The 22,068-nt window shown below is 31.6% G+C and carries 19 protein-coding genes; 16 read left to right on the top strand and 3 right to left on the bottom strand.

The window, feature by feature from the left end:
• Position 1: 1 nt before the first annotated feature.
• Positions 2-691 carry an S-layer homology domain-containing protein gene (locus tag HALSA_RS06360; protein WP_013405774.1) on the top strand — a complete coding sequence of 230 codons (690 nt, stop codon included), beginning with the start codon at positions 2-4 and terminating at the stop codon, positions 689-691.
• Between the two features lie 42 nt (positions 692-733).
• Positions 734-1,339 (top strand): cell wall hydrolase, encoded by a 606-nt coding sequence (locus HALSA_RS06355; protein ID WP_013405773.1) that lies wholly within the window; start codon positions 734-736, stop codon positions 1,337-1,339.
• Positions 1,340-1,414: 75 nt separating this feature from the next.
• On the opposite strand, the gene gyrA is transcribed toward HALSA_RS06355, so the two are convergent.
• Entirely contained in the window at positions 1,415-3,796 is a 2,382-nt protein-coding gene (gene gyrA, locus HALSA_RS06350; protein ID WP_013405772.1) for a DNA gyrase subunit A, read from the bottom strand.
• A 163-nt stretch (positions 3,797-3,959) separates the two neighbouring features.
• On the opposite strand from gyrA, the gene gyrB reads away from it, so the two are divergent.
• Positions 3,960-5,870, top strand: coding sequence for a DNA topoisomerase (ATP-hydrolyzing) subunit B (gene gyrB / locus HALSA_RS06345; RefSeq protein ID WP_013405771.1), 1,911 nt, complete (start codon positions 3,960-3,962; stop codon positions 5,868-5,870).
• An 89-nt stretch (positions 5,871-5,959) separates the two neighbouring features.
• On the opposite strand, the gene HALSA_RS06340 is transcribed toward gyrB, so the two are convergent.
• The gene (locus tag HALSA_RS06340; protein WP_013405770.1) at positions 5,960-7,003 is read right to left on the bottom strand and encodes an IS30-like element ISHahy10 family transposase; all 1,044 of its coding nucleotides are present in this window, start codon (positions 7,001-7,003) and stop codon (positions 5,960-5,962) included.
• Between the two features lie 324 nt (positions 7,004-7,327).
• Between HALSA_RS06340 and HALSA_RS06335 the strand changes: the two genes are divergently transcribed.
• The 12 genes from HALSA_RS06335 (at position 7,328) to HALSA_RS06280 (ending at position 20,863) form a co-directional block, all read left to right on the top strand.
• Entirely contained in the window at positions 7,328-9,613 is a 2,286-nt protein-coding gene (locus tag HALSA_RS06335) for a chloride channel protein (protein WP_013405769.1), read from the top strand.
• Between the two features lie 117 nt (positions 9,614-9,730).
• The gene (gene rd, locus HALSA_RS06330; protein WP_013405768.1) at positions 9,731-9,895 is read left to right on the top strand and encodes a rubredoxin; all 165 of its coding nucleotides are present in this window, start codon (positions 9,731-9,733) and stop codon (positions 9,893-9,895) included.
• A gap of 114 nt (positions 9,896-10,009) precedes the next feature.
• On the top strand, positions 10,010-11,332 hold the full coding sequence (locus tag HALSA_RS06325; protein WP_013405767.1) for a TrkH family potassium uptake protein: 1,323 nt from the start codon (positions 10,010-10,012) through the stop codon (positions 11,330-11,332).
• Positions 11,333-11,353: 21 nt separating this feature from the next.
• A complete protein-coding gene (locus HALSA_RS06320) occupies positions 11,354-12,007 on the top strand; it encodes a potassium channel family protein (RefSeq protein WP_013405766.1) in 654 nt (217 codons plus the stop codon).
• A gap of 28 nt (positions 12,008-12,035) precedes the next feature.
• Complete coding sequence (gene miaB, locus HALSA_RS06315; RefSeq protein ID WP_013405765.1) at positions 12,036-13,364, top strand: tRNA (N6-isopentenyl adenosine(37)-C2)-methylthiotransferase MiaB; 1,329 nt, start codon at positions 12,036-12,038, stop codon at positions 13,362-13,364.
• Positions 13,365-13,446: 82 nt separating this feature from the next.
• Positions 13,447-16,053 carry a DNA mismatch repair protein MutS gene (mutS, locus tag HALSA_RS06310; protein ID WP_013405764.1) on the top strand — a complete coding sequence of 869 codons (2,607 nt, stop codon included), beginning with the start codon at positions 13,447-13,449 and terminating at the stop codon, positions 16,051-16,053.
• A gap of 1 nt (position 16,054) precedes the next feature.
• Positions 16,055-17,893 (top strand): DNA mismatch repair endonuclease MutL, encoded by a 1,839-nt coding sequence (gene mutL, locus HALSA_RS06305; protein WP_013405763.1) that lies wholly within the window; start codon positions 16,055-16,057, stop codon positions 17,891-17,893.
• Positions 17,893-18,861: a tRNA (adenosine(37)-N6)-dimethylallyltransferase MiaA gene (gene miaA, locus HALSA_RS06300; protein WP_013405762.1), complete on the top strand. Its 969-nt coding sequence runs from the start codon at positions 17,893-17,895 to the stop codon at positions 18,859-18,861. Before mutL ends, miaA begins: the two co-directional genes overlap by 1 nt.
• On the top strand, positions 18,821-19,198 hold the full coding sequence (locus tag HALSA_RS06295) for a thioredoxin family protein (protein ID WP_013405761.1): 378 nt from the start codon (positions 18,821-18,823) through the stop codon (positions 19,196-19,198). The genes miaA and HALSA_RS06295 overlap by 41 nt, the downstream gene beginning before the upstream one ends.
• A gap of 87 nt (positions 19,199-19,285) precedes the next feature.
• Complete coding sequence (gene hfq / locus HALSA_RS06290; RefSeq protein WP_013405760.1) at positions 19,286-19,528, top strand: RNA chaperone Hfq; 243 nt, start codon at positions 19,286-19,288, stop codon at positions 19,526-19,528.
• Between the two features lie 37 nt (positions 19,529-19,565).
• A complete protein-coding gene (locus HALSA_RS06285; RefSeq protein WP_013405759.1) occupies positions 19,566-20,204 on the top strand; it encodes a hypothetical protein in 639 nt (212 codons plus the stop codon).
• 26 nt (positions 20,205-20,230) lie between these two features.
• The gene (locus tag HALSA_RS06280; protein WP_013405758.1) at positions 20,231-20,863 is read left to right on the top strand and encodes a uracil-DNA glycosylase; all 633 of its coding nucleotides are present in this window, start codon (positions 20,231-20,233) and stop codon (positions 20,861-20,863) included.
• Between the two features lie 22 nt (positions 20,864-20,885).
• Here HALSA_RS06280 and lexA read toward each other — a convergent pair whose 3' ends face one another.
• Positions 20,886-21,512 carry a transcriptional repressor LexA gene (gene lexA / locus HALSA_RS06275; protein ID WP_013405757.1) on the bottom strand — a complete coding sequence of 209 codons (627 nt, stop codon included), beginning with the start codon at positions 21,510-21,512 and terminating at the stop codon, positions 20,886-20,888.
• 177 nt (positions 21,513-21,689) lie between these two features.
• Between lexA and yneA the strand changes: the two genes are divergently transcribed.
• Positions 21,690-22,037 carry a cell division suppressor protein YneA gene (yneA, locus tag HALSA_RS06270; protein ID WP_013405756.1) on the top strand — a complete coding sequence of 116 codons (348 nt, stop codon included), beginning with the start codon at positions 21,690-21,692 and terminating at the stop codon, positions 22,035-22,037.
• Positions 22,038-22,068 lie beyond the last annotated feature (31 nt).

The following is a 22,068-nucleotide window of genomic DNA, read 5'->3' as shown; positions in this document are numbered from 1 at the left end:
TATGAAAATAAAAAATATAATTATCTTAGCTTTAATCTTCACTTTTATCTTTAGTTTTGGAGCAGCAGCCCAGGAATTTGAAGATGTTCCAAGAGATCACTGGGCTTATGATAGTGTTCAAACTCTAGCTGAAAGAGGTTATTTGAGCTTATATGCAGGTGAAGATTTCGATGGTGACGAAAGTGTTACAAGATATGAGTTAGCTGAAATTATAGCTAACATGCTTGATAATATGGTAGCTGGTGGAGGAGAACTTACTGAAGAAGATGTTGATATAATTAGAGAACTTTCACTTGAATTTAGAGATGAATTGGTAGCTGTAGCTCAAAACCAAAGAGAATTTGAAGACAGAATTAATGAAATTGAAGATCAAAATAAAATTCAAGATGAAGATATTTCAGATGTTAACATAAGAGTATCTGATCTCAAGGAAGAGTTAACAGTAATGTCTAATCAGATTGAAACTTTAGCCAGTTTAGAAGAACAGCTTGAAGGTGATGAAACTTTTGTTGATATTCAAGAAAGACAGCAAATGAGTTTATCAAGAATTGAAGATTTAGAAACTAGAGTTGCTCAACTCGAATCTGGTGTTGATCCTGAAGATGCTGATTTAAGAGGAAGAGCTGGATTAGATTCAATTAATACTGGCTATATAATTGGTGGCCTTGCATTATTGGCTCTAATTTTATAAATATACTAGTCTAAAACAGGCTTTTAAAAAGGAGAAGACATAATGCAAAAAATATCCTTTAAAAAAATTATTATAGGCTTGAGTTTCATCTTGATTATTAATAGTATATTTATTCCTATTCTTTATCCGGTAAATAGGGCGAGAGCATCAAGCTCAATTGATAAAGAAGACCTTTATACTGGCCTTGGTTTAGTTTTTTTATTAGTTGCCTTTGGTAGCAGCAGAAGCAGAAATAGTTCCAGTCCAGAAATCAATATTAATAGAGATGATATTGAAAAAAGAGGAAGTTTTAGTGCAGAAGATGTGCAGATACTAGCAAGTATCATCCATGCTGAAGCTAGAGGTGAAAGCTATAAAGGCAAAGTTGCAGTTGGTGGAGTGGTTTTAAATAGAGTTTATCATCCTTCTTTTCCTAATACAATCAAAGATGTTGTTTATCAATCAGGTCAGTTCACACCGGTTGAGAATGGTATGATAAATATAACTCCAAACAATGAATCGATTCAGGCAGCTTATGAGGCAATAGATGGTAATGATCCCAGTCAGGGAAGTATCTATTTTTATAATCCTGATAAATCAGTTAATCCCGGCTTTTTTGCTCGCCGAGAAAAAGTAGTAAGAATAGGAAACCATGTGTTTTTAAAATAGAATGATAGTAATTGATAAAGCTCCCATTTAAACTCAGATCGAATCCGGGTTTAAAGGGAGCTTTTATTATCAAGATTAATCATCTGGGATGAGAATCTTTTTTACTCTTGTTATTTTTTCAAAATCGATATTCTTAGTTATCTGATACATATTACCACCGGGAGATGTTTCTGGTATTTTATCTACCTCTACTGTATACATTTCGCCATTTTTTGCAGCGATTAATATTTTTTCATTTTCCTCACAAAAAGCTGCTCCTGCTAATTTATAATTTTGATTGGAGAAGATTCTTTGGCCTCTACCATTTCTTTTTTGCAATCTAAATTGGCTTAATTTTATTTTATTAGCTCTTCCTGTTTCAGTTACAGAAACAAGATATTTATTTTTATTAAAGATTGAAAAAGCAGTTACTTTATCATTTTTGGCAAGTTTTATTGCCTTACTGCCCATTGTATTACGACCTGTACTGGAAAAACTTTTTCCTTTAAATCTAATTGCATAACCATTTTGAGAAATTATCATTATTTGGTCTTTTTCCTCAGCTTTTTCAACATTTATCAGCTTATCATTATCAAGCTTAATTGCTCTAATATGACTGTAATTTGTCTCATATTCTTTAGCTGCAGTTCTTTTAATCTGCCCCGATTCTGTAACAAAAACATAAAAGTTATTTTGCTTATTCTTTTTTGAAAGTATGTTTAAAGAAATAATATTTTCTTCAAGAGGAAGCTGCATATATTTAGATAAATTATCACCTGTAGCTAAACCGTGATGTTCTTCCAGTTCATGGACCTGAAGATTATAGACCTCCCCGTGATCACTAAAGAATAACAATTGATCAAGTGAAGATCCCTTGACAGTTGAAATTAAATAGTCATTTTTAGCTGCTCTTAAATTAGAATACTCTTCATTTCTTTTAATTATTCCCCTATAAGAGAGGGAGACAACAGCTTCTTTCTCCTTGATTAAATCCTGTTTATTAATTTCTGCTTTTTCATCATCTTCGATAATAGTAGTTCTACGTTTATCTGCGAATTTATCTTTCATTTCCTTTAACTCATTTTTTAAATATTCTTTTAAAGTTTTTTCTTCAGTTAAAATCTTTTTGTATTCCTTGATTTTTGCTGCCAGTTCAGTTTTTTCAGCTTCTAACTTCTCTATTTCCATTCCAACTAATCTCTGTAACTGCATTTGTAGTATTGATTGCGCTTGAACTTCAGAAATATTTAACTGTTCAACAAGCTTAGCTTTGGCTTCACTTTTTTCATTAGAATTTCTAATAATTTGGATTACTAAATCAAGTTTATTTATTGCGATTTTTAAACCTTCTAGAATATGAAAGCGATTTTCTGATTTATTTAAGTTATATTTAGTGTGGTTTTTGATAACTTCTTTACGAAATTCTATAAAATGATTTAAAATTTCAAGTAGTCCCATCACTTTAGGCTTTTTATTATCAAGTGCTAAAAGATTAATTCTAAAACTACTCTGCATTGAAGTATATTTATAGAGTCTGTTTAAAGTTAATTCTGGATCAGCACCGCTTTTTAAAGCTATTAATATTCTGATCCCATCTTTGTCTGATTCATCCCGCAAATCAGAAACAGAAGTTAATTTAGATTTATTAACGAGCTCAGCTATTTCCTCAATTAGTTTTGATTTATTTAATTGATAGGGAATTTCTGTGATAATAATATTTTTATGTCTGCCCTCTTTTTCAATTTTACTTTTGGCTCTTAAAATGATTTTTCCTTTACCATTTTCATAGGCGCTTTTTATACCTTCATTACCAACAATACTGGCCCCAGTTGGGAAATCTGGACCGGGAAGATGATTTTTAATAATTGTATCCAGACGAGCATTTGGATATTCAAGTAAATGCAGCACAGCATCTATAACCTCAGCTAAGTTATGAGGTGGAATAGAGGTGCTCATTCCAACCGCAATACCACTTGAGCCATTAATCAAAAGATTGGGTATTTTAGACGGTAAAACTTCCGGTTCCTGAAGGGTACCATCAAAGTTATCTCTAAATTTAACAGTTTCTTCGTCAATATTTTCTAAAAGTGATTCAGCAACTTCCGTTAATTTTGTTTCAGTATAACGCATTGCTGCAGCACTATCGCCATCAATAGAACCAAAATTACCATGACCATCTATTAACTGATAGCGCTGATTAAAATCCTGGGCCATCCGAACAAGAGCATCATAAACAGCAGAATCTCCATGCGGATGGAACTTACCAAGAACCTCTCCAACAAGCCGGGCAGATTTTTTATGGGCTTTATTATGTAATAACCCCAGTTCTCTTGCTGCATATAAAATTCTTCTGTGGACAGGTTTTAAACCATCTCTAACATCCGGAAGAGCTCTTCCAACAATAACACTTAACGAGTAGTTTAAATAAGCATCTTTCATTTTATCTTCAATCGCAATTGGATAAATTTCTTCACTCATCTTTTATCTCCTCTCAACAAATAAAATAATATTTGATAATTAGCTAAGTTCTGCTAATATATAATATCATTTAATGAATAGCTTATGCAAATCAATTTATTTTTTAACTGGCATTATATTTAACTCTTTGTTATAATAAGGAAATGAAGGATGGTGACGAATCATGGAAACACTTTTTGATAAAACAGATTATAATGCTGATCAAATACAGGTATTAAAGGGTCTAGAAGCAGTTAGAAAAAGGCCTGGTATGTATATAGGGAGTACAGGAATCAAAGGTCTACACCACCTTGTGTGGGAGGTAGTTGATAATAGTATAGATGAGTTTTTAGCAGGTTATGGAGATGAAATCAAAGTAACAATTCATGAGAATAATGAGATAACTGTTGAGGATTATGGGAGAGGTATTCCAGCAGATATCCATAAAGACAGTGGTCTACCTGCAGTTCAGGTTGTTTTAACCACCTTACATGCAGGAGGTAAATTTAATAATAACAGTTATAAAGTTTCTGGTGGTTTACATGGAGTAGGTGTTTCAGTTGTAAATGCACTTTCAGAAAAACTTGTTTTAACCACTCACTGGGAAGGCAATAAATATAGACAGGTTTTTAAAAAAGGAGTTCCAACTTCCAAGCTTGAAAAACTGGGCAAAACTAAGCGTAGTGGTACAGTGATAAGATTTAAAGCCGATAGTGATATTTTTGCGGCAAGAGATTATAAGTTTGAGAATCTTGCCCATAGATTACAGGAATCTGCTTATTTAAATAAAGATTTAACTTTAATTTTAATTGATGAAAGAGGAGAAGGCGAAAAGAAAAAAGTCTTCCAATATGATGGTGGCATTAAAGCCTTTGTTGAATTCTTAAATAAAGATAGAAACGTTATTAATGAAGATATAATTTATTTTGAATCTAAGCCAGAAGATTATGAAGTAGAAATGGCCATACAATACAACGATGGTTATAATGAGAGAATTTATTCTTATGCAAATAATATTAACACAATAGATGGTGGCTATCATTTAACAGGTTTTAAAACAGCTCTCACAAGAGCAATTAATAACTTTGCAAAAAATAATAATCGCTTACCGGCAAAAATTTCTTCTTTAAGAGGTAAAGATGTTAGAGAGGGTATTACTGCTATTATCAATGTAAAATTACCAGAACCTCAATTTGAGGGTCAAACCAAAACCAAACTTGGTAATAGTGAACTTAGAAGTATAGTAGAAAGTGAAGTATATGAATATCTAAGCCTTTATTTTGACACCAATCCTGATCTAGCAAATAAAGTTATTGATAAAGCTGTACAGGCTGTTAGAGCTCGTAAAGCATCAAAAAAAGCTAGAGAACTTACTAAAAGAAAGAGTGCTTTGAATTCAAATGCTCTGCCGGGTAAATTAGCGGATTGCAGCAGCAAAAAAGCAGAAAAGAGCGAACTCTTTATAGTTGAGGGAGATTCTGCTGGTGGTTCTGCAAAACAGGGTAGAGACCGTAATTTTCAGGCCATTCTGCCACTTAAAGGTAAAATTTTAAATGTTGAAAGGGCAAGGCTTGATAAGATATTAAATAATACTGAAATTGCTTCAATAATCACTGCTTTAGGAGCAGGTATTGGAGAAGATTTTAATATTAAAAATTTACGCTATCATAAAATTATTATTATGACCGATGCTGATGTAGATGGTGCTCATATTGCTACTTTAATTTTAACTCTTTTTTATAGATATATGCCGGAGTTAATAGAGGAAGGCTATATTTATCTTGCTAAACCACCCCTTTACAAAGTTAGTAGAGGAAAATCTACAAAGTATTTATACAGTGATCAAGAATTAGCAGAATATAAGAAAAAACATGAAAATTTTTCACTGCAGCGCTACAAAGGATTGGGAGAAATGAATCCTCGTCAGCTGTGGGATACAACTATGGATCCAGAAAACAGGGTTTTATTACGAGTAGAAATTGACGATGATTTTGAAGCTGATGATATATTTACCCGTTTAATGGGTTCTAATGCTTCTTTACGCAAAGAATTTATTTTTAATAATGCAGAATTAGTCCAAACTATAGATTTTTAATAAAATTTAAAATTTTCTTAAATTGCAATATTAAATGCAACACCTATAGAAAAGACTAGTATAATATAGTATTTTGAATTTTAAATTGTTTAAACAGGGTTAATAATAGCTTGAAGTTCTTTTTGGAATAATTCATTTGGAGTAGAATAATCCAATAATTTTCTTGGATAATTATTACACCAATTTTGTATTCTCCGAATCTGTTTTTCTGTATAGTTGCTTATTTGTTCTCCTTTAGGAATGAATCTTCTAATGAGACCATTATGTCTTTCATTAGTGCCTCTTTCCCAGGCTGAATAAGGATGAGCATAGTAAACATCAACATCATGATTATATAAATTAGCAAATTCAGTTCCATTATCAGCTGTAATGGTTTTAAATACCTTTTTAAAAACATTAGAAAATTGAACTTTAAGTTTCTTAATTGCTTGATCTACAGCAGCAGAGCTCTTATCTTCTAAGAGTCTAATTAAATGCTGACGAGTGGATCTTTCAGTAATAGTTAAAAGGACATTATCTTTAGTTCTAGTACCTCTGACGGTATCAATTTCCCAGTGGCCGAATTCTTTTCGATCATCAACTGTTTCTGGTCTTTCTTCAATACTTTTACCCTGAAGTCTTTTATGCTTTCTTTTATTAGGATCTCTTTGTTTTCTGCGAACTTTAAGTTGAAGATCAATATTTTTAACATCTAATAAATTTTGATCTATATAATTATAGAGAGTTTTAGTGGATACCATTTCATCTTTAGTAAATTCATTATTTTTTAGAGCGTGTCCAACAACAACATCTGGAGACCAATCATTTTTCAAGATCATTTTTTCAGCATGTTGTAGAAAAGATTCCACTTTAAGCAATTTAGATTTATTACCGCAGTGAGAACGATTTTTCTCAAAGACAGCTTGACCAGTTTCAGGGAAATACTGTTCATAAGTAGACAGATCATAGTTAAGTTGAGTTGTAGTACCTCTTTTAATTTCACGATTAATAGTGCTGTGATTTCTGCCTAGCTTTTCAGCAATCTTTCTTTGAGAGTATCCTTCTTGCAGAAGAGCAGCAATTTTACCTCTTTCATAAGAAGAAAGATGTTTAAAAGTTCTTTGAGTTGTGGTATTATCTTTAGTATGAGCCATAGCTTAAACCTCCATATGATTTTGTTTGGTCACTTATATCATACTAGGTTTTTAGCTATGGTTCTAATTTTTTTGTCTGTTGCATTTAATTTTACAATGAAACAAATTTAAAATTTTTGTGAAATAATCAGATATTTATTGCATTATTTATATTTATAATATATACTAATATCTGCTTTAGAATTTAATTATAATTTAAAAATCTATCAATTAAAAATAATCTAGCAGTTAATCTTGAAGTCAAGAAAATATTTCTGCTAAATTTATTTATTATTTAACTGTATTATTAAAATTCTATTTTCCAGCTGAAAGGAGTATAATTATATGTCTGCAAATAATTTCTCCAGTAGATTTAAAAACATATATAATAATATTCATCTAAGAATCTGTAAATATATTCAAGATTCAGATGTATCATCTTTAATTATTTTAGCATTACTTGTAGGAATTGTAGGTGGAGTGGCAGCAGCTGTTTTTCATCATTTGATTTCTATAATTAAAAATATATTTTTTGGGGTAGATGCTGGAATCAATTTTGTTCCTGTAATAAGAAGCTTACCATGGTATCATCGAATATTATCTCCAGTGATTGGTGGTTTAATAGTTGGACCATTAATTTATTTCTTTGTACCTGAGGCTAAAGGACATGGTGTACCAGAAGTTATGGAAGCAGCAGCATTAAACTCTGGTAAAATTAGAGCTAGAGTTGCTCCTTTTAAGGCATTAATTTCAGCGATTACCATAGGGTCAGGAGGTTCCGCTGGTCGTGAAGGACCGATTGTCCAAATTGGCGCTGGTTTTGGTTCAGCTTTAGGACAGTTTTTTAAACTGGACGGTGATAGTATTGAAATACTACTTGCATCTGGGGCAGCAGCAGGTATTTCCGGAACATTTAATGCTCCATTAGCAGGAGTAATTTTTAGTTTAGAAGTAATAATGAAAAATATAAAATTAAAAAACTTTTCACCAGTTGTTATAGCTTCTCTGACCGGTAATGCGGTTGCTAACCTCTTTTTCGGTCCAAGACAGGCTATTTTCAACATACCTACCCACAATTTTGTCAGCAATTGGGAATTCTTTTTTTACATTGGTTTAGGCCTTTTTGCAGCTGTAGTTGCATTAATATATCAAAATTCTCTTTATGGAATGGAACATTTATTTGAAGGAATTAAATTTCCGCCCTACTTAAAACCAGCTCTTGGTGGTTTATTAATTGCTTTGTTGGCTCTTAGAATTCCTGAAATTCATTCTACAGGTTATCCAATTATGGAGCAGGCATTAAATGGCACTTTACCTCTTTATTTGACCCTAATATTTATGATAGCTAAAATATTAGCAACAGATTTTACTCTTGGTAGTGGAGCATCTGGTGGTATTTTTGCTCCTTCTCTTTTTATAGGAGCCATGGCAGGAAGTTCATATGGTGGAATTATTAATACCTTTTTCCCAAATATAACTGGTGGACCTGGTTCTTATGCAATTATTGGAATGGGTGCAGTATTTGCTGGTGCAGCCCATGCCCCTTTAACTTCGATTGTAATTCTTTTTGAAATGACAAGAGATTTTAAAATCTTTTTACCGATGATGTTAGCCTGCATAGTAAGCTCTGTTGCAACTGGAAAAGTACAAAAGAAAAATATTTATACAACAAAACTTTTAAATAGAGGAATAGATTTAAGTGTAATTGATCAAGCTAATTTAATTAAGAATATTAAAGTAAAAGAAATAATGAGCTCTAATCCTTTAACCCTTTATGATACTAATACAGTTGCAGATGCTAAAAAGTTATTCAAAGGTGCTTTTGTATCATATGTGCCTGTTTTAAAACAAAAATCAGGTGATTACATCGGTATGATGAGTTATCGTAATTTAATGAATTTTATTGAAAAAAATGAAAATATTGATGACCTAGGTAGTAAAAAAATTGAGAATCTTGTTTTTCCTACTTCAAACAAAATTCATACAGAAGATAGTATAATTAAAGCATTAGAAATTATAAGTAATACAAAGAGTAAAACCCTCCCGGTCTTTTCAAATGATGATGAAAAATTAGTTGGAGTTGTTAGCAGAAGTGATATCTTGGATGCCTATCACAAAAAAATTACCAGAGGTGATAAAGAGAATTTATTTACTCTTTCTGATAAAGAAACTTTAGAGGTTAAGAATTTAATTAATTTCGCTGTTGATAGCGTTTCAAAAACAGCTGAAGATAAAAATATCATTATTGAGAAAAAACTTGATGATAATCTTCCTGAAATAATAGTTAATAGCAATAAAATTCTCTGGGTTTTAAATTCTCTGCTCAGTAACTCTATTCAATATACTGTAAATGGTGGAGTTATAAAAATTCATGCCTATAACGAAGGTGAAAAAGTTCTTATTAGTATTAAAGATCAAGGTGGAGGAATTCCAGAACATATACAACTAGAGGTTTTTAATAAATACTCTTCGATGATAACAAAAGACAATATTAATGGTGATGATTTACCTTTATCAAGCAGTAAAGAAATTATTTCTGCTCACAATGGAGATTTATGGGTCGAAGAAAGTAGTCAAAGCGGTACGACTTTCATTTTAAGTTTAGATGCTTACTTTGATGAAGATGAATAATCTTTGCTTTTAAAAAATATGTTCATCACTTTTATATTGGTGTACTTGACATGTTTAGTATTTCTGTTTTATAATTAAAGAAATAATCTCATAAAAGGAGAAAGGAGAATGTAAATCATGCAGAAATATCAATGTACAGTATGTATGTATATCTATGATCCTGAAGAAGGAGATCCTGTAGGAGGAATTGAAGCAGGAACCTCTTTTGAAGATTTACCTGATGATTGGGTTTGTCCTGAATGTGGTGTAGGAAAAGATATGTTTGAACCATATGATGGCTAAAGTAATTATATTAGAATAATCTCTTTTAAGCTGGGGTGTTATCCCCAGTTTTTATTTTACTTTTATTAATATATATAGTATAATAACTTCGATAATAACATGGGAGAGGAAGCAATGAAATTAACTAAGAAAAAGTTTAGTCCAGCTCAATATTTAGTTATCGGCTATTTTGTTGTAATTTTACTGGGATCAATAATGCTGATGTTACCTATTGCTACAATTGATGGCCAGGGTTTAAATATTATTGATGCAGTTTTTACTGCTACCTCTGCAACCTGTGTTACAGGTTTAATTGTAGTTAATACTAAAGAAACTTTTACTTTATTTGGCTCAACTGTAATAATGATGATGATTCAAATTGGTGGTCTTGGAATTATGTCAATGTCCACCTTGTTTGCCTTTATAATCGGCAAAAAGATCAGTTTGAAAGAAAGGCTAATTATTCAGGAAGACCTTAACCAGTATAAGATTTCAGGAATGGTCCGATTGGTACAATATTTATTAGGTTTTACTTTTGCAATCGAAGGTATTGGAGCATCTATCTTATTTCTTCGTTTAAGCCAGGATCATGACTTTTTGAGAGCTGTTTATTTATCAATATTTCATGCTGTTTCTGCCTTTAATAATGCCGGTTTTGATTTATTTGGGAATAGTTTAGAAAGTTTTACCGGAGATATCACTATTAACTTTGTAATAATGGCATTAATTATCCTAGGTGGAATAGGTTTTGGAGTAATGTTAGAAGTTTATAATAGGGTTAAATTTAAAAAAGCAACTTTGCAGACTAAAATTGTTCTAGTTGTGACTGCAGCTTTACTTATTTTTGGCTTTGTAGTTTTCTTTGCTTTAGAATACAATAATACTATGGAAGGTTTACCATTTTTAGATAAAGTTCTTTCGGCAATGTTTTTATCTGTTACACCTAGAACTGCTGGATTTAACACCCTGCCAACAGGAGCTTTACGACAATCTTCTTTGTTTTTAATTATTGTTCTAATGTTCATTGGAGCTTCACCTGGTTCAACAGGTGGGGGGATAAAAACTACCACTTTTGGTGTAATGTTAGTGACTTTAAAAAATATGGTTTCTGGCAAAAGTGATATGGAAGTATATAATAGAAGGTTTGAAACTCAGATAATTTATAAGGCCTTTACTATCACAATGCTGGCAGCTGCTCTAGTTATATTAATGACAACTTTAATATTAATAATTGAAGATTTTCAATTTATAGATGTTTTATTTGAAACTGTATCTGCTTTTGGTACTGTAGGCCTTTCTACGGGTATAACAGGTAGCCTGTCAAATATAAGCCGAGTTTTAATTACCATTACCATGTTTGCTGGTAGGGTTGGACCCTTAACTCTGGCAGTAGCATTTGGAGATAAAGTTAGAAAAGGAATTTATCATTATCCAACAGAAAAAGTTATGGTTGGTTAACTTTTACAGGAGGTTTAGGCAATGAAACAGTTTGTAGTAATTGGCTTAGGACGTTTTGGCTCAAGTGTGGCAACAACACTTTCTGAAAACGGTTATGATGTCCTGGCAATAGATAAAGATGCAGAAAGAGTTCAGGCTCTGGCAAATCAGGTAACTCATTCAGTAGAAGCAGATGCAACTGATGAAGATGCATTAAAAACTCTGGGAGCTAGAAATTTTGATGTAGCTGTGGTGAGTATAGGTGATGATGTTTCAGCTAATATTTTATGTACCTTAATTTTAAAAGAATTAGAGGTTCCTTATGTAATTGTTAAGGCACCTGATAGGTTACACGGCAAAGTTTTAACAAAAATAGGGGCAGACAGGGTTGTTTATCCAGAAAGAGATATGGGAGCTAGAATTGCTCATAACCTTATTTCTTCTAATGTGTTAGATTATATTGAATTTGCTCCTGATTATGGAGTTATCGAAATAATAGCAGCAGATAAAATGATCGGTAAAACCTTAAAAGAATTAGAGTTAAGATCTAAATTTAATGTAAATGTTATGGCCATAAAAAGAGGAGAAGACTTACATATTTCTCCAGGAGCTGATGATAAGGTTCTTGAAGGAGATAGACTTGTTGTTATGGGTAAAAACGAAAGTCTTGATCAGATTAAAAATTATGGCAGTTAAATAGTTGTAATACAGCAGGAGTGAAAAAATGACTAAAAATAAATATTATCATATTATAACATATGGCTGCCAGATGAATGAACATGATTCAGAAAAACTGGCAGGTATGTTAGAAAATATAGGTTATAATAATACAAATAAATTAGAAAATGCTGATATTGTATTGCTTAACACATGTACAATTAGAGAAAATGCTGAACTTAAAGTCTTTGGTAAATTGGGTCAGCTTAAAGAATATAAAAGGAAAAATCCAGATTTAATAATAGGTATTGGTGGCTGTATGATGCAGTTAGAAGAACCGGTAGAAGAAATTTATAAAAAATACCGTCATGTAGATCTAATATTCGGAACCCATAACATTCACCAGGTACCTGAATTAATAAAGAAAATAGAAAAAAATAGAGAAAGGGTTGTTGAAGTTTGGGATCAGGAGGAAGGTTTAATTCCTGACCTACCTTCTCAGAGAGAGTCTGAACATTCTGCCTGGATATCTATTATTCAGGGCTGTGATAATTTCTGCACCTATTGTATTGTGCCTTATGTTAGAGGTAGAGAGCGCAGTCGACCACTGGAAGCTATAATAAAGGAAGCAGAAAAATTAGCTGCCGAGGGAGTTAAAGAAGTTACTCTTTTAGGTCAAAATGTAAATTCATATGGTAATGATCTGGCAGAAGAAATAGATTTCCCTTTACTTTTAGAAGAACTAAACAAAGTCGATTCTTTAGCAAGAATTAGGTTTATGACCTCTCATCCCAGAGATTTTTCTGAAAAATTACTTTTGGCAATTAAAAATTTAGAAAAAGTAGCTAAACACATTCATCTTCCTATTCAATCTGGAAGCAATAAGATCTTAAAAGAGATGAATAGAGGTTATAGCAGAGAATATTATATTGATACCGTAAAAGAAATTCAAAATAAGATGCCGGAAGCGGCTATTTCAACAGATTTTATTGTTGGTTTCCCTGGAGAAAGTGATGAAGACTTTGAGCAGACATTAAAACTTGTTAAAGAACTAAGATTTGATATGGCCTATACTTTTATCTATTCTCCTCGCAGTGGAACTCCAGCTGCTAAAAGAGAAGATCAAATCGCAGAAGAAGTTAAAAAAGAACGTCTAAATAAATTAATGGACATTCAAAATAGGATTAGCTATCAAAAAAATCAAAAATTAATCGGTAAAATTCAAAAAATACTGGTCACAGGACCCAGCAATAGAGATGAGAATGTTTATGAAGGTCGAACTGGAACAAATAAAATTTGTTTTATAAACAAAAGGCCTGATTTGATCGGTAAAATTGTAAAGGTAAAAATAGATTCAGCAAAAAGCTGGACTCTACAGGGTACTGTAGTTGAATAAATATTAGCAGACTTTTAACCTGAGAGATTACTATTTTTATCTTTCAGGTTTTTGAATATTATATATTTTTGGAGGGATTAGTTTGGCAGAATTAACACCAATGATGCAGCAATATTATAATTTAAAAAGAAAACATCAGGATGCAATATTGTTTTTTAGACTGGGTGATTTTTATGAAATGTTCGGTGAAGATGCCAAAAAAGCTGCCAGGTTATTAGATATTGCGCTTACTTCAAGGAACAAGGGTGGGGGCGAAAAAATAGATATGGCAGGTGTTCCAGCCCATTCTGCAGCATCCTATATCGAAAAGCTGATAAAAAAAGGGATTAAAGTTGCTATATGTGAACAGCTTGAAGATCCTTCTGAAGCAAGCGGTATTGTAGAAAGAGATGTTATTAGAGTGATAACCCCTGGTACTGTAATTGAAAATGAAATTCTTGCTGATAATGAAAACAACTACCTTGCTGCAGCTTTTAAATATCAAAGTAATTATGGTTTTGCCTATACTGATATTTCAACCGGAGAATTTTATTTAACTGAATTTTCTGCAGAAGCTGCTGATAAGCTTTCTGATGAAATAAATAGAATTGCACCTCAGGAGCTTTTAACTGATGAGAACACTGCCAAAATGGATAAAATAAATCAACTTCAGGCACAATATGGTTTCACTATCAATGAAACTGAAAAAAAAGATTTCAATTATTTAAAAGAGGAAATGCTAAGCCATTTTAACATTAATTCCTTAGAAGGTTTTGGCTGTGAAGATATGGAAACAGCTGTTTATGCAGCAGGTCAGATTTTAGCATACTTAAAACAGACCCAGAAAAGAACTGTTAAACAAATAACCACCTTACATCCCTATTATTTAGAGGATTATATGGTTTTAGATGCAGCCACCAGACGTAATTTAGAATTAACTAAAACAATTCGAGATAATAAAACTTCTGGTTCACTGCTTTCTATAGTAGATCAGACTATTACCTCTATGGGAGGTAGGACCATTAAAAAATGGATAAATCAGCCTTTAATAAATCAAAAAGAAATAGTAAAAAGACATGATTCAATTGAAGAATTGCTGGATAACTTTAGAATTTTAAATAAATGCAGAGATTTAATGGCAGATATCTATGATTTAGAGAGGATAATGAGTAAAATAACTTATCAATCAGCCAACGGACGTGATTTAATCGCCTTAAGAAATTCACTGGCTAAACTACCCGGTTTAGAAAAACTTATTGCTGACTTTAAAACAGAGCTATTTTCTGAGATACAGGATGGTTTTGATTCTCTAGAAGATATTTTTAAGTTAATAGATGATTCTATAATTGATGAACCACCAACTACAATTACTGAAGGTGGAATTATTAAAGATAATTATAATAAAAAACTTGATGAACTTCGCAGCCTGGCTAATCAAGGCAAAGATTGGATTAGTGCTTTACAAAAAGAAGAAAGAGAAAAAACAGGAATCAACACCTTAAAAGTAGGTTTTAATAAGGTTTTTGGTTATTATTTAGAAGTAACAAACTCACATTTAGATAAAGTACCGGAGCGCTATGAACGCAAACAAACTTTAAGTAATAGTGAAAGATATATAATTCCAAAATTGAAAGAAAAAGAAGCAGAAGTTCTAGGAGCGGAAGAAAAAATAAATGATTTAGAATATAAGCTTTTTGTTGAAATAAGAGATGAAATTGCTCAGGAGGTAGACAGAATTAATAAAACCGCTTCTTTAATTGCAGAGATAGATGTATTGATGTCATTTGCCTTTTTAGCAATAGAAAATAATTATAATAGACCTGAAATTAATTCTGGCGAAGAGATAATTATTAAAAATGGGCGCCATCCTGTTGTAGAAAAGATGTTTAGTGAACAGTTTGTTGCCAATGATTGTTATCTAGATCAGACTAAGCAGCGCTTTATTATTATTACAGGTCCTAATATGTCCGGTAAATCTACTTATATGAGGCAGATAGCTTTAATAGTATTACTTGCCCAGGTAGGTTCATTTGTTCCTGCTGATGAAGCAACAATTGGTTTAACTGATCGAATATTTACCAGGGTGGGAGCAAGTGATGATCTTACAACTGGTCAGAGTACATTTATGGTTGAGATGAATGAAGTTGCAAATATTGTTAATAACAGTACAGACAGAAGTTTGATTATTTTAGATGAGGTTGGTAGAGGAACCAGCACTTATGATGGAGTTAGTATTGCCTGGGCTGTCAGTGAGTATTTAAATAACCCTGAAAGGATTGGAGCAAGGACACTTTTTGCAACTCACTATCATGAACTGACAAGACTTGAAGATGAGTATGATGGAATCAAGAATTATAATGTATTGGTCAAAGAAGATAGTGATGGGGTACACTTTTTACACCGTATTGGTGAAGGGAGAGCTGATGATAGTTATGGGATTGAAGTTGCCCGTCTGGCAGGGCTTCCAGAGGAAATAATCATTAGTGCCCAAAAAATACTTAGTAGACTAGAAGAGAATAATAAAATGCCACTGAGAAAGAGAGAAAAATCTCTTCAGGACAGCAAACATCAGCAGTTACCCTTATTTGAAGATAAAGAAAATCCTATTTTAAAGAAATTAGACGAAAAAGATATTATGGATATGACCCCTCTGGATGCTATGAACTTTTTATATAAACTCAAACAGGACTTAAAAAAAGAGGAGAATTAGTATGGGTGAAATTAAACAGCTGCCGCAAAATGTTGCCAATCAAATTTCTGCAGGAGAGGTTGTCGAAAGACCTGCTTCTATAGTTAAAGAACTGATTGAAAATTCTATCGATGCTGGAGCTAAAAATATTGAGGTTAGAGTAAAAGAAGGTGGCAAAAAATTTATAAAAGTAAAAGATGATGGACATGGTATTTTGCCTGAAGATATTAAAGCAGCTTTTAATCGTTATGCCACTAGTAAAATTAAAGATATTGATGATCTTTATTCTTTATACAGTCTGGGTTTTAGAGGTGAAGCTCTTGCCAGTATTGCTTCTGTTGCAGAGGTTGAAATGCTCAGTCGTCATAAAAGTAAAGAAAATGGAGTTAAAATTAGACTCAAAGGTGGAGAAGTTATTGAAAATAAGCCTGCTGCTTCAACTATCGGAACTGAAGTAAAGGTAAGAGATTTATTTTATAATACTCCTGCTAGATATAAGTATTTAAAAACAACTTCAACTGAATTTTCTCATATCATTCGAATTGTTAATGCTGAGGCGGTTGCGAATAATGAAATTAGTTTTAAATTATATCATAACAATAAACAGCTACTTTCAACCCCCGGTAATGGTAAGTTGAAGGACTGTATTTATGCCCTTTATGGAGAAGAAATAGCAGATAATTTATTAGCAATAGATATTGAAGACCGCTATATTAAATTAAGTGGGTATATTGCTAGACCTGAGAAAACAAGAGCCGGTAGAAGTCATGAATTGTTTTTTGCAAATGGTCGACCTATACACAATAATCTTGCTGCTAAAGCAGTAGAAAATGCGTACAGTAAATTGATCGATCCCGGCAGAAAACCTATTGTGTTTTTGTTTATAAAAATAAATCCTATTTTAGTTGATGTAAATGTACACCCTACCAAAAAAGAGGTTAAATTTAGTCGTAGTCAAATAATTTATGATGTGATTTCAAAAGGGGTTCGTAAAACTTTAAAAGCCGCTGATCCTACCACCAGGATTAAGTTGAATTCATCTAATGACAGTAAAGATAATGAAGTTAACACTGCACCTGTCTATGAAAAACAGGTATTTAAAGAACAGGGAAGACTAAAAAATATTTCTGATCAAAAAAAGAATATGCCATTTAATAAATCAAGAAAACATAGTGCCGAAGAACTCCAGAAAAATATTAATTACTCAGAAAAAAAAGAAGGGCTTAAAGAACAATTTGCAGAAGATGTTAACAGAGAATATTTGATTAATAATAAATCTGCTAAAGAAGACAAATTTAAGTTTTTAGCCCAAATTTTTAACAGCTATCTATTAATAGAAACCCCTGAGGGTTTAAAAATTATTGACCAGCATAATGCTCATGAGAGAATCTTGTATGAGAAGCTTTATAAAGAATATGATGAAAAAAATACAGCAACCCAATCTTTATTAATACCGGTAAAAATTGAACTTACCGCAGAAGAAAAACAGCTTGTAGATGAATACAAGCAATCATTTCAAGAATTAGGTATAGATTTCAGTGAATTTGGTAAAAATACTATTTTAATTCAGGAAGTTCCTGTTTTACTGAAAAACAAATCAACAAGAAATATCATAGAAGAGTTAATTGCAGAACTGGCTGAAGAAGGCAAAACTAAGTCTGCTGCTGAAATGCAAAAAACTATGATAGAATATTTAGCCTGTAGAACTGCTGTTAAAGCAGGTCAACCTCTAAATAATCAAGAAAGCTTAAGAATAATTAAAGAATTATTTGAATCTGAAAATCCCTATCGCTGTCCTCATAGTAGGCCAGTAATGATCAATATAAGTCGAGAAGAAATTGAAAAAGGAATTGGTAGATAATGAGAGATTTAATTGTTTTAACTGGAGCTACTGCAGTTGGTAAAACTGAATTATCACTTGAAGTTGCAGACAGACTTGAAGCGGAAATAATATCTACTGACTCAATGCAGATTTATAAAGAAATGGATATTGGTACTGCTAAAGCAGCTCAAAAAGTACAGGAAAAAATAAAACATCATTTGCTCGATTTTATCGAACCTGATCAGGATTATTCAGTCTCAGAGTTTCAAAAAGATGCCGATCAGGCTATCAAGAATATTAAATCCAGAGGGAAAATCCCGATCTTAGTTGGGGGCACACATCTTTATATTAAAGCAGTACTGGAAGGTTTTATGCTGCCTAAAATTGAAGCTGATCAAGATTTGAGAAATCGACTGGAAGAGTTGGCAGAAAAAGAAGGCAACAAAAAAGTACATCAAATTCTGGCTGAAAAGGATCCTAAAACTGCCCAAAAACTTCATCCTAATGATCTCAGAAGAGTTATTAGAGCTATAGAGATATTTAATCAAACAGGCAAGAAAAAAAGTGTTTATAAAAAGGAACAAAAATTAAGACCACCTCGTTATAGTGTTTATAAATTTGCTCTAATAAGAAACCGTGAAAACTTATATCAAAGAATAAATAAGCGAGTAGACATTATGATGGAAGAAGGTCTGTTAAAAGAAGTAGAAAAATTAATTTCTAACTATGATTTAAGTGAAACAGCCAAACAGGCACTTGGCTATAAAGAACTGATTGCTTATTTAAATCAAGAAATTACTTTAGATAAAGCAGTAGATGAAATAAAAAAAAGAAGCCGTAATTTTGCCAAAAGACAGCTAACATGGTTAAGAAAAGAAGACGATTTGATTGTTTTTAACCTAGATAATGAAAGAAAAGAATCAGTAGTAAATACTATTATAGAGATTGTTAAAGGAGAAAGAGATTATGAAAGAGAACTTAAAAAAAGAAGTGAAATCAATTTCTAACGGAAAAGATTTTAAAAAACTGCTTAAAAAAGAAGAAAAACTATTAGTTTTATTTTCTAATGATAGCTGTGGTTACTGTCAAATGGCAGAAAACAATATTAAAAAAATATTAGATTCTTTTCAGGGACTAACACTTTACAAATTAAAATTAAGTGATGCACCTGAAATATTCGAAGAATATAATATTAAGTCGGTTCCAGTTACCAAAGTTTTTATAAAGCAAAAAGCAGCCTATACAGCCTTTGGAATCAGACCACCCAGTGATATTTACTATCAGTTGAAATCATTTTTTAAAAGCTCTGATTCTTATTTTAAAGAACTTTCTAAAAATAATTAATTTTATCTTTGCAGGAATTTTCAGAATAATATTGAATTTATAATATAAGAGTCAAAAGCTTTAAAATATATAAAGGAGGCTGCAAAGATGAATAGCAAAATTAATTATCAGGATCACATTTTAAACCATGTTTATGAAAATCAAATTGAAGTTGTTGTGTATTTTGTTAATGGTTATCAGTTAAAAGGTAAGATTTCAGCCTATGACAATTTTACAATTATTTTAAGAAGTGATCAGAGGGATCAGATGATATACAAGCATGCCATTTCTACTATTGCTCCTGTAGAAAAGATTAGTGGTCTCCTTGACCTTGATCAAGAAAAGGAGTAGTTTTAAAAGAAAACCATAAAAAAGGAAGTTGATTTATTTGTCTAAAAAAGTTTTTTTAGTTCTGTTAATAATATTTTTAAGCATTTTTAGTATAGAAATCCAAGCAGAATCTAATTATAATTGGCAGGAATTAATTGAAACTACTCAAAGTCAATTGGAATTAAATCGTTCAGATATTGTTTTAAATTATACTCTTGCAGTTGCTTATGCAAACACCGGTGAAGTTGTTAAAGCATATGAAATTATTGATGTATTTGGAAATAATGTAAGTCGAGAAGAATTTAATAATGCTCTAGGACCTCATTTAAAAAATTTAGAGAATTACAAAAATAGAGATAACCTCTTATTATTAAATTACGCTGCATTTGCAAATGTTATAAATAGAAATTATCATGATGCTGTTGATTTATTTGAGTATATTATTAAATTAGATTCAAATAACCTCTGGGCTTATAATAATGCTGCAGCTGCTGCAATAGAAATTGAAGAGTATGATAAAGCACTTAATTATGCTGACAAGGCCTTAAGTATGGAAAGCAATGAATATTCTCATTTAATTAAAGGTGTAGTTTATTATAAACGTGGAAATTATATGAGGGCACTATATCAGGCTACAAGATCGCGCTCTCTTTTTAGGGCATTAGCTGAAGATGAGTATCAAGATTTTATGAATTAATAGTTTACTTCTGTCAGGAGGTCTTTATGTTATTTGATCAAAACGGTAATTTTTCAATTCAACAACTATTTTCATATCCAAATGATAATTATCAAAAATTAAAAGAAAAAGCTTTAAAATGTACTCGCTGTCAGCTTAGAGAAGGCTGTTCTAATGTTGTTATGGGGGAAGGGAATCTAGATAATAAAATCATGCTGATTGGCGAAGGACCTGGTGCAACCGAAGATAGAATGGCCAGGCCCTTTGTAGGTAGAGCAGGAAAGCTGATGGATAAAATACTGCAAAGTGTTAATTTAAAAAGAGATGAAATTTATATCACCAATGTTGTTAAATGTAGACCTCCTGATAATAGAGTTCCTTATAAAAAAGAAGTTAAAGCCTGTTCTGCAATTTTAAAAGCAGAAATAGAGCTAATTGAACCTAAAGTTGTTGTAACTCTAGGTAGTACAGCAACGAATTTTCTTTTGAATCCAGAAGATTCAATTACAAAAATGAGAGGAAAATGGTTAAAAAGAGGAGATATATACTTTTTAGCTACCTTTCATCCTGCCTATTTATTACGCAATGAAAATATGAAGAAATATAGCTGGCATGATTTTAAATTAATAAAAAAAGCCGCTGATAGGATTATAGAATTATCCAGCAGCGGAGATTTATAAGTATTTTTTTGTGATTAAACAATTATTGATCAAACCTTCTATATAAACCTATTACTTTTCCTAAAACCTTAACATCTTTTGATATTATTGGCTCATAAGCCGGATTTTCAGGCTGGAGCCTTATATTATTATTGTCTTTATAAAATCTTTTAACGGTTGCTTCATCTTCAATTAATGCAATCACAATCTGGGCATTTTCTGCATAACTTTGCTTTTCTGCAATAACATAATCTCCATCATGTATTCCAGCATTTATCATACTATCTCCGCTAACTCTCAGCATAAAAACATCATTATTACCAACCTTAATATATCCTAAGGGTAGAGGAAAGTAGTCCTCTATGTTTTCTTCTGCCAATATAGGAGCTCCAGCTGTTACTTTACCTACCAAAGGTATTTCTATCATCTCTTTATTACTTTTATTTTCATCATTTTTATTATATATAACCTCAATAGCTCTCGGTTTAGAGGGATCTCTGCGTAAATATTTAAGTTTTTCTAAAGTTTTTAGATGACTGTGAACAGAAGCAGGAGATTTAAGCCCGACAGCCTTACCTATTTCACGAACAGAAGGGGGATATCCTTTTGTTTTAATTTCATCCATAATAAAATTTAAAATACTTTTCTGTCTTTTAGATAGTTCTTCCATATTTAATTCCTCCATTCTAATTTTCTTTTATTATAACATAAAAATTGCTTATAAACAAACAATCGTTCAAATAATGCTTGACAATGAACATACGTACTGCTATAATATAGATAGTGAACATCAGTTTAGTATATATGTTCGTAAAAAATAAGAATTTTTAATGAGGGGGAGTTATTTATGACCTATAGCAAAGGGTATTCAATAAATAATAAGGATTTTCTTAAAAAAGAGGCTGAAAAAAAAGGAGTGAAACTTATATTTAACTTTTTACTTATAATTTCACTTATATTATTTATTACGCTAATACTTATTAGTGCTTTTTCTTTAATTGGTTTTGGAGAAGATAATAGTGAAGCACCTGTCCATGAGGTTAAAAGTGGTGATACATTATGGACAATTGCAGCTTCATATTATGATCATAATATAGATATTAGAAAAGCAATTTATAATATCAAACAGGCCAATGATATTGATTCTGCAATAATTACTCCCGGTAAAAAATTGATAATTCCAATAAACAAATAGTAATAACTATTTCTATAAATAAATAAAGAAA

Source organism: Halanaerobium hydrogeniformans (genome assembly GCF_000166415.1).
GTDB lineage: Bacteria > Bacillota > Halanaerobiia > Halanaerobiales > Halanaerobiaceae > Halanaerobium > Halanaerobium hydrogeniformans.
The sequence above is the reverse complement of the archived record's forward strand: the minus strand, read 5'-3'. Positions and strand labels throughout refer to the sequence as shown.